Origin of the sequence: Bartonella sp. MU70NMGDW, assembly GCF_042194085.1 — a bacterium.
In the GTDB taxonomy this organism is placed as follows: Bacteria; Pseudomonadota; Alphaproteobacteria; order Rhizobiales; family Rhizobiaceae; genus Bartonella; species Bartonella grahamii.
On the sequence record NZ_JBHIMK010000014.1, the window covers coordinates 1 to 15,050 of the forward strand.

Consider the following 15,050-nt stretch of genomic DNA (forward strand, 5'->3'; position numbering starts at 1 on the left):
GGAACGCAAGAGTTTGTTGATAACTACAAAAGCGCACTTGCCGAGTTACAAGGGCTTATACTTCCTAAATCAAAAACTGGTAAACTTGTTGAAGGGTCATTTGCATGGCTACTTAAACAATACTTTAACAGCTCCAATTGGCATAGCCTTTCTAAAGTCACCCAAAAACAAAAAGAACTCATCCTTATGAAGGTATGTGATACCATAGGAAACATTCCATACCAAGCAATTGAAAAGAAACATATCATAGCCGGTGTTGAACGGCGTAAAGAAACACCAGCAATGGCTAGAAATTTTCTGAAAGCCCTTAATGGACTTTTTAATTGGGCGATTGATCAAGGTCTTTTGGAAAATAATCCAGCTTTAGGAATAAAAAGACCCCCCCTCAAAAACAAAGAGGGATTTCCTGTTTGGACAGAAGAAGATGTTGAGAAATATTATCAAAGATGGTCCCATGGTACCCATGAACGCGTTTGGATTGATGTCCTTTTGTATACGGGCTTGCGTCGTGGTGATGCGGTACGCATTGGCTGGAAAGATGTCAAAGATAATATTATTCATCTCAAAACAGAGAAAAGTAAATTCCAAACAGATGTTTTTCTTCCCATTTTACCGGAATTAGCTAAAACGCTTGAAACTGGTCCTATTGGAGAAGAAACATTTATCTGTAGTAAAGTGAATCAAAAATTCACCAAAGAAAGCTTTGGGAATGGATTTAGAGACGCTTGTAATGCGGCTGGAATTAAAAAATCGGCGCATGGATTAAGAAAATTAGCAGCAACACGCGCAGCTAACTCTGGTGCAACAGTATCACAACTCAAAGCAATTTTTGGCTGGACAGAAGATCAGATGGCATCCCTTTATACAAAGAGTGCAGATCGTAAAAGACTAGCTCTTGAAGCTATAAAAAAGCTCCAAAAAAGTTAGGGGCAGAGACAAAAAAACGTAATAGAATCAAAATTCATTAATTCCCTTATATTCTATATAATTCTTTGATTTTATTTACTCTATACCCGCCCCTTGGGCGTACCATAATCCTTTTTTCTATGTTTAATACATTCATTTTATTTGTATTTTTAAAAACGAGGAATGTATAAATAAAAACGAGGAATAAGATTTTTAAAGGGATCTCTTCGTAAAAAAGATACGAGAATCATTAGATGATTAATTTCTTTGTTGCATTTCGATAGTAGTGCTTTACTGCGCACAGTTGATAACAATAAAAATCGATAAAATATAAAAACTAGAGGGTTCTAGCTCATGATACGGTAAGTTTATAAACCATATTCTTGCGTATGCCGTTAATTTTTAAATTAAAACCAGCCACATCATTTATACGTTTCTTCCAACCTTCAAAACTGAAATTTACCCCAAAACGCATTTTGTATGAAGCATTTCTAATTACAGTGCCTTTGTATCACATTAAATTTTTCTATAAACAAACAGACCGTAATCTTAGAATTGAAATACGATATAAAAATAGATTCTTATTCACCTAACACAACAAATCAAGAAACTATAATTTAGAATACGATCAACTTATTAAATAGAATCTCTGATAAATAAAAATGCATAATCCCTCTTCCCCAGTGATCTAACTACCTTATCTAGTAAACAGATTCTTCATCGATCATAGAATAATTATAGATTTGTAAACACATCACTTCTTTTCAAAAATTAAACCCTCCAAAAAAACTTTACACTCTATTGATAATATATTCTAAAAGCTCATATTTGAATGCTTTTTTCCCTTGTTTTTACTTTTCATTATAAACTTGAAAGTGCTATAAAGTAGTATCGCTTAAAAAAAAGGACTTCTAATGGTAAAGATCAAAGTAGAAAACCCCGTTGTTGAACTTGATGGGGATGAGATGACCCGTATCATCTGGAAATATATCAAAGATAAATTAATCCATCCCTATCTCGACATTGATCTCAAATATTATGATCTTTCCGTCGAAAATCGTGATGCAACCAATGATCAGGTAACAATCGATTCTGCCAATGCTATCAAAAAATATGGGGTTGGTATAAAATGTGCAACCATCACACCTGATGAGGCACGCGTTAAAGAATTTAACCTAAAAAAAATGTGGAAATCACCTAATGGCACAATCCGCAATATTTTAGGAGGAGTCATTTTTCGCGAACCCATTATCTGTAAAAACGTCCCTCGCATTGTTCCTAACTGGACAAAGCCAATTATCATCGGACGTCACGCTTTTGCTGATCAATACAAGGCAACAGATTTTAAATTTCCAGGAAAAGGGAAATTAAGTATTAAATTTGTAGGTGACGACAATCAAGTTATTGAACATGATGTTTTTGATGCCCCAAGCGCAGGGGTTGCTATGGCTATGTATAACCTTGATGAGTCAATTCGTGATTTTGCCCGCGCATCCTTTAATTATGGACTACAAAGGAATGTTCCAGTTTATCTTTCAACAAAAAATACCATTCTAAAAACTTACGATGGTCGTTTTAAAGATATCTTTCAAGAAATATTTGATACGGAATTTAAAACTGAATTTGAAAACCGTAAATTATATTACGAACACCGTCTTATTGATGATATGGTTGCTTCTGCATTAAAGTGGTCAGGGGGCTATGTATGGGCATGTAAAAACTATGATGGTGATGTTCAATCTGATATTGTTGCCCAAGGCTTTGGTTCTCTTGGTCTCATGACTTCTGTTCTTATGACACCAGATGGTAAAATTGTTGAAGCAGAGGCAGCACACGGCACCGTAACACGCCATTACCGTCAGCATCAAAGAGGTGAAGAAACATCAACAAATTCTATTGCATCTATTTTCGCATGGACGCGTGGGCTGGCACACCGTGCTAAACTAGATAACAATGAGAAATTAAAAAACTTTTCCACGACATTGGAAGAAGTTTGTATTAAAACCGTCGAAGAGGGTTTTATGACTAAAGATCTCGCACTTTTGATTGGTCCTAAACAAAAATGGCTTTCTACGACAGGTTTCCTCGAAAAAATTGATGAGAATCTCAAAAAAGCAATGGGCAATTAAGTTATTACTTAAATTAAAATTCAAAGCTCTAAACAGAGCTTTGAATTTCTCTTGGCAAATTCAAAGAAGTACCTTATAAGTAAAAAGAGGATAAACTTTTATTAAATAGCAAAAAAACAGTGAAAAAACAAAGTTGGTCTGCGCTTTTATTAGGTAAAAACGGTCTTTGCTTTTTAACGTTTACAGGTGGTGTTGTATTACACGCAACCAACGTTTATATTGTTATTACTATTTTACCCTCCCTTATGAATCATATTGGCAATGAGATATATTATTCTTGGGTGGCAACTGTCTTTATTACAGCTTCACTCCTTGGTACTTCACTTGCAACAAAAATATTAGGAAAATTAGGTCCTCGCAACGCTTATGTTATCTCTGGACTTATATTTACCTTAGGCACTTTCCTGTGCAGCATTTCTTCATCTATGTCATTATTTTTAATAGGACGCTTTATTCAAGGATTGGGAAGTGGTTCTTTGTTATCTCTATCCTATTCCATGGTACGTATTATTTTCAGCCCCTCTTTATGGTCACATGCATTAAGTGTTATCTCTGGAATGTGGGGAATATCAACCTTATTAGGTCCAGCGATAGGAGGAATTTCTGTATATTATGGCCTATGGAGAGCATCCTTTTGGATCATTGGCGCATTAGCTATATTCTTCTTACTCATAGCCTGTAAAATTTTACCTAAAAAGAATGAAAACTATGTTCCAACATCCCCCCTCCCTCTTCTTCAGCTTTTCATACTCACCTTATTGATTTTTATCATTTCTGTTGGAGGAGCTATGGACACAACAATGGCAAAAATTTGCGGATTAGTTATCGGACTTAGTCTTCTCTTTGTTCTAGCAAAAATCGAATCATATAGCTTTCATCCTATGTTGCCGCGCAAATCCTTTTCTTTCTCTTCTGAAATTTTTCCCGTTTACGCATTAATACTCGTGATGACAACAGTCGTGTACAGTATAGAACTTTATTTACCACTTTTTCTTCAAGAACTTCATGGACAAGCTCCCCTTATAGCCGGTTATATAGCAGCACTTATGAGCCTAGGGTGGACGTGTGGAGCCCTCTCAAGTGCTGCTGTCTCCACAAAAAAAATTCGCAACATCATTATATACTCACCCCTATTAAAACTGTTAGGCATAGCAATTCTTTTATGGCTCATCCCAACAGAAGCTTCCACACTTGAATATATTTTTACTATTTGCTTAGCACTATTTTCTATTGGAATCAGTGCGGGCATAGCATGGCCACATTTGCTCACACGGATCTTACAATGTACAAATGATGAAGATGCTCTACGTGCCAGTGAATCCCTTACCTCCGTACAACTATTTTCAGCTGCATTGAGTGCAACTCTAGCCGGAGTTATCACCAATCTTTCCGGTCTCTTTAATCCTGGAGGAACAATAGGAATGATCTTAGCAGCAAAAACTCTTCTTATAGTGCTCATTGGTTTTTTATTTTGTTTTGCTATTCCATTAGCGCTGCGCATTTCTTACTGCATATTAAAAAGTCCAACAGGACATTCCAATAATTAAATAAACATAAAAATACCTTCTTCATTAAAAAAATCAAAAGTATTAAGCATGCTTTTCCATATACCATGAGACGCAAAAAATCACTAGTCCACACAAAGTTAGAACACTTCCTAAAATAGCTGTATATTCATAACTATAGCCCAATTTTAAAACTAATGCTCCAGATTCTGCACCAAGAGCATTAGCAATATTAAAAGCAGACTGCATTAATGCTCCTGCCAAAATCTGTCCCTGTAGTGCAACATCCATAATTTTTGTTTGTATAGAAGGCATAGAAGCAAAAGAAGTCCCAGCAAAAAAGCATCCTATTGCCGCTGTTAACGGAGCATAGGACAAAAAGAAAAAAAGAAAAAAAACAAATACGCTCCAAAGCATAGAAAAAAATATCATCGGCGAAATACCAATTTTAACAGCTAATTTAGGCCCCAAGAGATTTCCTACCACCATTCCCAATCCAACTAACGGCATGATAAATGGTACCCACTCAAGTGAAACACCAGAAATATGCATTAATGTTGACTTGATATAAGTGAAAACAGAAAATAATCCTGACGCTCCCACCGAAACCATTAACAAAAGAAGCCATACCTGCTTTTGCTTTAATGCACCCATTTCGTGCAAAGGATTCGTTTTTGGAAAACTTAAATCACAAGGCAAAAAATTCCAAATAAGCAAACAACATAATAAAGCAATCATACCCACAAGGACAAAAGCAATCTGCCAACCAATAAGTTGACCAATCCAAGTAGCACTGGGTGCTCCCAAAACGGTTGCAATTGTTAAGCCAAGCATAACATATCCAACAGCTTTAGAACGTTCTTTCATTTCTACCATTGAAGAGGCAACCATAGCCGCAAGTCCAAAATAGATTCCATGGGGAAGTCCACTGAGAAAGCGTAATACTACTAATATGCTAAAATCAGAAACAAAGGCACTAGCGATATTTGCTAAAGCATAAAAAAACATCAATCCTATCAAAACAGTTTTGCGTGATACATGAGCTGTTGCCACAGCTAAAAGAGGTGATCCAATTACAACTCCTAATGCATAAGCAGAAATATATTGACCAGCGGTAGGAATATCAACATATGAACTTCGTGCCATCTCTGGCAGTAGCCCCATTGCAACAAACTCTGCAGTACCAATAGCAAAACTCCCCACGGCAAGGGCTAAAATTATTAAACGCCGTATTCTCGAATCAATTTCCAATGCAAGAACCTTTTGTTTATAAGAATCCCTCATATCATCACTTCTGGATAGGAGTTTTAACTGTAGATATCTGTAATACACACAAACAAAAATTCAAAACATTGTTATACGCATACCCAATAGTCCCCAATGAAGTTTTAGGTAAGATTCTTTAATGAAAAACCTTTGAAACCCTCAAGGTTATAGACGTATTCACCTATTTTTCTCAAATCTGCCAGATAATAAACTTTGTCTCCTATTTTTATCAGTTCCGATTTTACAGTGAAACCTTTATTTTGCGACGATATACTATACCCTATAAATAATTCTAAAATTTGTCGAATAATGCACTTCAAACAAGTGAACCACATCTCATCATTATCTTGATACAAAGATAAAACTTCTCCCAAAATTATTGTTGCATTATTTTTGTTATCTAAATGCAGATCCTCCAAATTGATAAGCTATAATTTCAACTTTACGCCATTCTTATAAATTATTATAGAATCTTTTAAAAACTCTCATGAGAATAGTGCTTGGTTTCTAGATTTATTAAATATCCTCTTTTAGGCATCTTTACCTCTCCCTCCTCTAACAGAGGAATCGCATCAGATATCTAACTCATTATCTTTAAATTAAAATATTCAATTAAATATACTATGCTTATTTTCAGATAAATTCTATAAACAGAGCAGAAAACAAATATAATAATTTTTATCTCAATATATTTATCGATATTTTATAAATGTGCTAATTATCGTGATTAATATTTAAATTTTTTATGACTTAAAATATATAATTATCTTATAAAGAATACTTATTATTAAGATATAAAAATAATAAAAACTTAAAATATATAATTATAATATTTAAAATGTTGTAATCTTATTTTATTTTTATTTTAATTTTCTAAAGATTTATCTATTCGGTTGTATATAACCCATTCTTTACCTTTAGTAATAAAAAACACAAATTAGCTCATAAAAATACAATTTTCATACTTCTTTAAGAGTTCGCTAACGCCTCATTAACATTGTTGCTTTAAACAGTCATCAGAAACAGAAATAAACTGTTTTTCTCCGGATCAGGTAGCGCGTACCGGAGTAACAGTTTCTGTTTTATATAGTAATTAGAAAAAGAATATATGCCCTATAAAACCGCACTTCTATATCTTAGGATAGTGGAATTTATAATTTTTGAAGGTGTTTTCTAATTTCATATTTTTAGCTAAATTTGTAAGTGCAAGAATAAATTCAATAAAAAAATGAAACGCTATATTACAATTAATATTTTAGCGTCCTTGTGCCCATAGAGCGCGCGTTTCAGCGCAAAAATCAGCATAACAGCCTTCTTCAATGGCATCACGAATTCCCTGCATCAGTTGTTGATAATAAAAAAGATTATTCCAACTCAACAACATACCCCCAAGAGATTCACCAGATTTGATCAAATGATGCAAATAAGCACAACTATAATCATGTGCTGCTGGACAAAGTGACTGCGGATCAAGAGGATGTGGATCTTCTGCATAACGCGCATTACGCAAATTAATTCTACCAAAGCGGGTAAAAGCTAAACCATGACGTCCTGCACGCGTCGGCATAACACAATCAAACATATCAACACCACGAGCAACACTTTGTAAAATATCATCAGGTGTCCCTACTCCCATAAGATAGCGTGGTTTATCCTCTGGTAAAATCGGACAAGTAGTATCCAATACTGCTGTCATAACACTCTGCGGCTCACCAACAGCAAGCCCTCCAATAGCGTAACCTTTTAAATCCATTTCTTTTAATGCTTGAGCAGAACGTTCACGCAGTTTCATATTATCACCACCTTGAACAATCCCAAACAATGCTTTATCTGGCTGATCTCCAAAAGCTGTTTTACAACGCTGCGCCCACCGCAATGAAAGTTCCATAGCTTCTTCCATTTCTTTTTCAGTTGCAGGTAATGCAATACATTGATCCAACTGCATCTGGATATCCGCACCAAGAAGTTCTTGAATTTCGATAGAACGCTCTGGACTCATTTCATAGTAAGCTCCATTAATGTAAGAGCGAAAAATCACACCTTGTTCAGTAATTTTACGGATTCCCGCCAATGACATAACCTGAAAGCCACCAGAATCGGTTAAAATAGGTCCGCTCCAGCGTGAAAATTCATGTAATCCTCCCAAACGCGCAACACGTTCAGCTCCTGGACGTAACATTAAATGATAAGTATTCCCCAAAATGATATCTGCACCAAGATCACGTATTTGATCCATATACATAGCCTTAACGGTTCCTGCCGTCCCAACAGGCATAAATGCGGGTGTACGAACACATCCTCGCCCCGTTATAATTTCGCCTCGACGTGCATACCCATCTTGAGCAATTTTTCTATAATGAAATGTCTTTATCATAACTCTCGTCTTTTTGATTCCATCAATGCATATCTCTATAGAAAGAAAAAAGATATCCCCTTACGAGCATTGTCATAAGCTTTATGAATTAATTTTTGATTCGCTCAATATTGTAACCAGCATAAAAAATTAAACGAGATAAAAGAACATTTCTTGTTAAGAAATCACCATAATAAAAGTGATAATCTAGCTCCAAAAAAATAGCAAAATCCTTATAATATCATACCTCAAAATACCTACGATTAATGCACTAAAGCCTTAATAGAACTGCAAAATTATTATCACAATAATCTCATCTTCACATACTTCCATAAGCAATAACTTTGTACGCATAGAAGAAAATTCTGAACGCATTGTACAGCTTACAATATTCTTTACTTTTACAGATAAAAATTTTTCATCTGCTGAGCACGGCGATCCCCACGCTTAATAAAAGCGCAAATGAGCATAATCATTTATCCCCTTACAATATTGAGATAGCTCTTGGCACTTGAGATAATTCACAAAAGAAATTAACGTGTAAAAACACTTAAAAAAACTAAAAATGCTTTTTGTAAAGATTCTCAAATACCAAAAGCTCTATCGTAACATTAGAGGCTGAAAAAGCGTATGATGGTACCCGTTTGCTCCTTCACAAGCTTTAAAACTATACATGCCATGAATATCATCGTGGAAGTGAATGTTGATATATACTGAGAAATTCTTCTTAAAAAAATACATAAATGTGCAACATAAGTATATTCCGTTTGGAGCGTTCCTCTATTAAAAAACGAGAAAAATAAAAGCGTAAGGCTATGCATAACCTTCATTATTTAAATGATATCGCTTTAGATACTTTTTAAAAAAGTAAAGCTGAATTAAAAAGAATATGGCAAGACTAGCCATTTGTTTCACCTCTGCGCCTTCACATTCTTCTAAGATTAAACTGTCTTCTTGTTTTAAAGATGACACCAATGAGATATACATAAATGCTGGTTTTCCACCTTGCTAGGAAAACTGGAGCAGCTAGTAAGGCTCTTATCCGTATTAATATGTGTGCTGCTGCATTAGGATTGGATGTTGATTTACAAGCAGCAACAAAAGCACACGCTCTCTCAGAAAAGTAACATCATAAAACCATTAATAGACCAACAATGAATTGAAGAGAAATGCCGAATTTTTTATAAAATACTTTTCCAAACAACAACCATAACACAACAGACTTTGCGTTTTCCTATTCTGACAAGTGTTTGTACAAATCCTTTGCGTTATATTCTTCAAGAAGATCCGATTGAAGGAAATATATGGACAATTCTTAGCTCGAAATTATAAAAGGTAAGTGTGATACTACAAAAGAGTTTTGTGTGCCTTTATTGATCAGAAAAGAGTATTTTTTCTTAGAAACTGACAATTGAAATCAGTATAATTTATACTATTTTGCATCCGCAGCAATAACGGCTTTGGTAATTGAATCTGGATCTGCAACAGGTTCACCACGTTTAATTTTATCAACATTTTCCATACCTTCAACAACCTGTCCCCATATGGAATATTGACGATCAAGCCACGGAGCATCTGCAAAACAAATAAAAAACTGAGAATTAGCAGAATTTGGATTCTGACTACGTGCCATAGAAACTGTACCACGCTTATGAGAAAGATTTGAAAACTCTGCTGTTAAATTTGGTTTTTCTGCCCCCCCCATACCCGCACGGGATAAATTGAATTTTTCACTATCCTTCTTTCCAAATTGGACATCGCCAGTTTGCGCCATAAAACCATCAATAACGCGATGGAAAATAACATTATCATAAGCACCTTCACGTACCAATTCTTTAATACGTGCAACATGTTTTGGCGCTAAATCAGCCAAAAGCTCAATAACAACTCTGCCCTTTGTTGTTTCAAGAATTAAAGTATTCTCTGGATTTTTATTCTCAACCATATGGAAAGCTCCTTTGATTCATTTCTCAACTTGTAAAGTAGCAGCATTAATAACATCAGGATTTTTTACAGATCCATTATTACTTGTCGTACCTTTTTTTATTTTATCAACAATATCCATCCCCTTTATAACCTCTCCAACAACCGTATACTGACCATTTAAAAAAGCAGCATCATCAAAACAAATGAAGAATTGAGAATTCGCGGAATCCGGATCTTGTGACCGTGCCATCCCAACAGTACCACGCTTAAACGGCTGCTTTGAAAACTCTGCCGGTATATTGGGATAATTTGAGCCACCCATACCAACGCGTTTCAAATCAAAATCTCTACTGCCTTTTTTTCCAAACTTTACATCACCAGTTTGTGCCATGAAATTAGGAATAACACGATGAAATACAACATTATTATAGGCCCCCTCCTCTGTTAATCTTTTAATTTGCGCAACATGTTTTGGCGCCAAATCAGGACGCAGACGAATAATGACATCACCATCTTTGAGAGATAAAACAAGAAGGCTTGCATCACTTGCTGGGCTAGAATTACCGGCGACAGCGGACAATGAAAAAAAACAAAACACACATATCAAAACAGCAAAAATTCTACGAGACACAATTATTCTCCCCTAAAAGATTGGAATTTCGAGCTCAAAGCTCGTGCAATATTGGGCGGTACAAATGGTGTCACATCACCTCCCATGGAGGCAATTTGGCGTACCAATGTAGAAGTTATCGCACGCCCAGAAACGCTTGCCGGCAAAAAAACAGTTTGCAATTCAGGAGCCATAACGCCATTCATCCCTGCCATTTGCATTTCATAATCAAGATCAGTACCATCACGCAATCCACGAATGAGAAATGAAGCACCAACTTCACGCGCCTTCTCAATTAGAAGGTTGCTAAATGAAAGAACCTGCAATCGGTTAGAATCCGCGCCAAACAAATCTTTCCCTACCTGCGTAATGAAATCAACACGCTCTTCGAAGCTAAAGAGTGTTTTTTTGTCAGCCTGTATCCCTATAGCGACGACTACCTTATCAGCTAACACAAAACATCCTTTCAAAACATCAAGATGACCATTTGTAAGAGGATCAAAAGAACCTGCATAAAGAGCAATTTTCATGATTTTACTTCATCCTCTTGAAAATTATTTTTCTTCGCTCATATCAACTGTATCAGAATGCTTCTCACCTTCATCATCTAATGAACTCGTATCATCTTCAGGTTCAGAAATACGTTCAACCGATACGACCCTTTCACCTTTGGCTGTATTAAAAATTGTGACTCCCTTAGTTGAGCGCCCAGCAGTACGAATTCCCTCAACAGGAACACGAATAAGCTGTCCCCCATCTGATACCAACATAATTTGATCTTGCGCCTTCACCGGAAAAGCCGCTACTAATTTACCAATTTCAGCTGTTTTAGATGGATCTGTTGCACGAATCCCTTTTCCGCCACGTCCGGAAATCCGGAACTCATAGGATGAAGAGCGTTTACCATAACCAAACTCACTCACCGTCAAAAGCATTTGTTCACGTGCATGAAGTTCTGCATAACGTTCATCTGTTAACTCTGTTTCAGCACCCCCATCTTCCTCATCAAGAGTTACAATATCTTCAACATCAGCATCTGCACCAGAAGCACGCCGTTCATTCATTACACGTTTAATATAAGCAGAACGCTCAATGGACGTCGCCTCGACATGCTCTAAAATTGTCATCGAAATGACTTTATCGCCTTTAGCTAAATTGATACCACGAACTCCCACAGAATTACGCCCAGCAAAGACACGAACATCAACAACTGGAAAACGGATACATTGTCCATTGGCTGTTGTTAGAACAACATCATCATGTTCTGTACAGGTTTCAACAGAAAGAATTTCATCTTCTTCATCAAGTTTCATTGCAATTTTACCATTACGATTAACTTGAACGAAATCTGATAATTTATTACGACGCACAGTTCCACGTGTTGTCGCAAACATAACATCCAATGCACTCCAGCTCGCTTCATCTTCAGGCAAAGGCATAATCGTTGTAATACGCTCACCTGGTTGTAAAGGAAGCATATTGATCAAAGCCCGCCCACGCGATTGGGGTGTCCCCAGCGGCAGTCGCCAAACTTTTTCCTTATAAACAATTCCACGTGATGAAAAGAAAAGAACCGGAGTATGCGTATTGGCAACAAACAATCGCGTTACAAAATCCTCATCCTTCGTGGACATACCAGAACGCCCCTTACCACCACGTCGCTGTGCACGATAGGTATTAAGAGGCACACGTTTAATATAGCCACTATGGCTCACCGTTACCACCATATCCTCTGGTGCAATCAGATCTTCACTCTCCATCTCAGCGCTACCAAAACCAAATACGGTACGTCGCGGCGTTGCAAATTCCTCACGAAGAGCGCTCAACTCATCCTTAACAATACACATAATGCGTATGCGTGATGCCAAGATATCAAGATAGTCAGCGATATCCACGCCAATTTTATTCAATTCATCAGCGATTTCATCACGCCCAAGGGCTGTCAATCGTTGCAAACGCAATTCTAAAATAGCACGCGCCTGTTCTTCAGAGAGATTATAAGTACCATCCTCATGAATAATATGACGAGGATCATCAATAAGTTTAATCAAAGGTGCGACATCCATTGCTGGCCAGCGTCGCTCCATTAACTGTGCACGTGCTGTCTGCGGATCAGGAGCTTTGCGAATAAGTGCGATAATTTCATCAATATTGGCAACAGCAAGGGCAAGACCAACCAAAACATGTGCTCGCTCACGCGCTTTACGCAAAAGATATTTTGTTCGCCGACTGACAACTTCTTCCCGAAAAGAAACAAATGCACGAAGCATATCAAGCAACGTCATCTGTTCGGGTTTTCCCCCATTCAAAGCAACCATATTACAACCAAAGGAAGTTTGTAGCGGCGTATACCGATATAATTGGTTTAAAACAACTTCCGCAACGACATCTTTCTTCAGCTCAATAACAACCCGATATCCATCACGATCAGATTCGTCACGCAAATCAGAGATTCCCTCAATGCGTTTATCGCGCACCAATTCGGCCATTTTCTCAATCATCGTTGCCTTATTAACTTGATAAGGGATCTCATTCACAATAATTGCTTGTCGACCATTGCGAATTTCTTCGATCTCAACTTTAGCACGCATAATGATTGAGCCACGTCCTGTTTCATAAGCTGCACGAACACCAGAATGTCCGAGGATAATGCCCCCTGTAGGAAAATCCGGACCAGGAATAATTTCAATTATTTTATCGAGTGTGATATCGGGATTATCAATCAAAGCGATACAACCATCAACGACTTCACCAAGATTATGGGGAGGAATATTGGTTGCCATTCCCACAGCAATCCCCCCTGACCCATTAACCAAAAGATTGGGAAAACGCGCTGGTAAGACAACCGGTTCACGCTCACGCCCATCGTAATTATCCTGAAAATCAACAGTATCTTTATCTATATCAGCTAAAAGTTCTTCTGAAACTTTTTCTAAACGACACTCAGTATAGCGCATAGCCGCGGGTGGATCACCATCAACGGAACCAAAATTTCCCTGACCATCAATCAATGGATTTCTTAAAGAAAAGTCCTGCGCCATACGCACTAAAGCATCATAAATTGAAGCATCACCATGGGGATGGAATTTCCCCATAACCTCACCAACAACACCAGCAGATTTACGATATGACTTATTGAAAGAAAGCCCCATCTCATTCATAGCATGAAGGATACGTCGATGAACAGGCTTAAGACCATCACGAACATCAGGGAGTGCACGTGAAACAATCACGCTCATCGCATAATCGAGATAGGAGCGTTGCATTTCATCAATAATACTGATTGGTTCAATACCGGTTAGCACATCACGTTCTGGAAGTGGAGTAAGATCGGTCACAATTTTAAAACTTTCAAAAAAGAATCATTTCACTTTATTTATATCGAAAAATACACCAAAATGCTAATTTCTCCCCCATGACAAAAAAGAAATTTAACAATATTTTTCAATATGTTATTAATTTATATTAAAATTACCAATAATAATCAACAATTTCCACTTCGCTAAACTTCAAAAATCTGAAACAAACAAATCATAAAGTAATCATGATACTGCAATTAAAGACTCTTAAAAAGGTACGTCATCATCTAATTTGTGTGAAAAACTTTCTCCCAATTGATTATTATTTTGACCAAACGTATTTCTCTGATTTGAGTTACTATCGGCAAAGCCACCACTATAACTCCCCCCTTGACTTGCTCCTTGCTCCCCGCCCGCGGTTCCCCGCCCATCAAGCATTTGTAATTCACCACGGTACTTTTGCAAAACAACCTCTGTTGTATAACGGTCATTTCCATTTTGATCTTGCCATTTTCGTGTCTGTAACTGCCCCTCAATGTAAATTTTGCTGCCTTTTTTTAAATATTGCTCTGCAACTTTGACAAGGTTTTCATTAAAAATAACAATACTATGCCACTCAGTGCGTTCTTTTCGCTCATTTGTATTCCGATCACGCCAACTTTCTGAAGTAGCAATACGCAAATTTGCCACTTGATCACCAGAATTCAAACGGCGGATTTCAGGATCCGCACCAAGGTTACCAATCAAAATAACTTTATTAAGGCTACCAGCCATCGCATAAACTCCAAAATTTTAATTCGTAAAATACTCTGTTTTATAATAGTTATAACCATCTTGACCTTCAATTTACATGTCTGCAATTGACCTTCAATATGGATATTGCTATCCTTTCCCAATATTGTATCCGTGTAATTATAACAAAAGATGATAAAGACGCATAGTTTATTCCACCACGAGAGAATAAAAAGCTACTCATTTGTATTTCTCTTTTCATAAAACTTATACCTTCTTTTAGCATTAAAGCAGTTAAACACATTGTAATTCTAAAAAAACAGT

The 15,050-nt window shown here is 36.8% G+C and carries 10 protein-coding genes and 1 pseudogene; 4 read left to right on the top strand and 7 right to left on the bottom strand.

Features of this window, described 5'->3' with window-relative positions; all coding sequences use genetic code 11:
* The 3 genes from ACFIKE_RS02605 to ACFIKE_RS02615 all read left to right on the top strand — a co-directional run.
* A partial coding sequence (locus ACFIKE_RS02605; protein ID WP_375648334.1) for a tyrosine-type recombinase/integrase occupies nt 1–927 on the top strand: 927 nt, incomplete at its 5' end.
* A gap of 893 nt (nt 928–1,820) precedes the next feature.
* Nucleotides 1,821–3,035 (top strand): NADP-dependent isocitrate dehydrogenase, encoded by a 1,215-nt coding sequence (locus ACFIKE_RS02610; protein ID WP_375626936.1) that lies wholly within the window; start codon nt 1,821–1,823, stop codon nt 3,033–3,035.
* Nucleotides 3,036–3,154: 119 nt separating this feature from the next.
* Complete coding sequence (locus ACFIKE_RS02615) at nt 3,155–4,582, top strand: MFS transporter (protein ID WP_375648335.1); 1,428 nt, start codon at nt 3,155–3,157, stop codon at nt 4,580–4,582.
* 42 nt (nt 4,583–4,624) lie between these two features.
* On the opposite strand, the gene ACFIKE_RS02620 is transcribed toward ACFIKE_RS02615, so the two are convergent.
* Both ACFIKE_RS02620 and tgt read right to left on the bottom strand, forming a co-directional pair.
* Nucleotides 4,625–5,824 carry an MFS transporter gene (locus ACFIKE_RS02620; protein WP_375648336.1) on the bottom strand — a complete coding sequence of 400 codons (1,200 nt, stop codon included), beginning with the start codon at nt 5,822–5,824 and terminating at the stop codon, nt 4,625–4,627.
* 1,237 nt (nt 5,825–7,061) lie between these two features.
* Nucleotides 7,062–8,180, bottom strand: a complete 1,119-nt coding sequence (gene tgt / locus ACFIKE_RS02625) for a tRNA guanosine(34) transglycosylase Tgt (RefSeq protein WP_375625986.1) — start codon at nt 8,178–8,180, stop codon at nt 7,062–7,064.
* A gap of 968 nt (nt 8,181–9,148) precedes the next feature.
* Between tgt and ACFIKE_RS02630 the strand changes: the two genes are divergently transcribed.
* Nucleotides 9,149–9,286: a hypothetical protein gene (locus ACFIKE_RS02630; RefSeq protein ID WP_375625988.1), complete on the top strand. Its 138-nt coding sequence runs from the start codon at nt 9,149–9,151 to the stop codon at nt 9,284–9,286.
* A 305-nt stretch (nt 9,287–9,591) separates the two neighbouring features.
* On the opposite strand, the gene ACFIKE_RS02635 is transcribed toward ACFIKE_RS02630, so the two are convergent.
* The 5 genes and pseudogenes from ACFIKE_RS02635 to ssb form a co-directional block, all read right to left on the bottom strand.
* A complete protein-coding gene (locus ACFIKE_RS02635) occupies nt 9,592–10,104 on the bottom strand; it encodes a peptidylprolyl isomerase (protein WP_375648337.1) in 513 nt (170 codons plus the stop codon).
* Nucleotides 10,105–10,122: 18 nt separating this feature from the next.
* Nucleotides 10,123–10,716 (bottom strand): peptidylprolyl isomerase, encoded by a 594-nt coding sequence (locus ACFIKE_RS02640; protein ID WP_375625989.1) that lies wholly within the window; start codon nt 10,714–10,716, stop codon nt 10,123–10,125.
* A pseudogene (gene coaD / locus ACFIKE_RS02645) lies at nt 10,706–11,225 on the bottom strand (pantetheine-phosphate adenylyltransferase). Before coaD ends, ACFIKE_RS02640 begins: the two are co-directional and overlap by 11 nt.
* Before the next feature lie 24 nt (nt 11,226–11,249).
* The gene (gene gyrA, locus ACFIKE_RS02650; protein WP_375625991.1) at nt 11,250–14,033 is read right to left on the bottom strand and encodes a DNA gyrase subunit A; all 2,784 of its coding nucleotides are present in this window, start codon (nt 14,031–14,033) and stop codon (nt 11,250–11,252) included.
* Nucleotides 14,034–14,261: 228 nt separating this feature from the next.
* Nucleotides 14,262–14,768 carry a single-stranded DNA-binding protein gene (gene ssb, locus ACFIKE_RS02655; protein WP_375625993.1) on the bottom strand — a complete coding sequence of 169 codons (507 nt, stop codon included), beginning with the start codon at nt 14,766–14,768 and terminating at the stop codon, nt 14,262–14,264.
* Between the last annotated feature and the right edge of the window lie 282 nt (nt 14,769–15,050).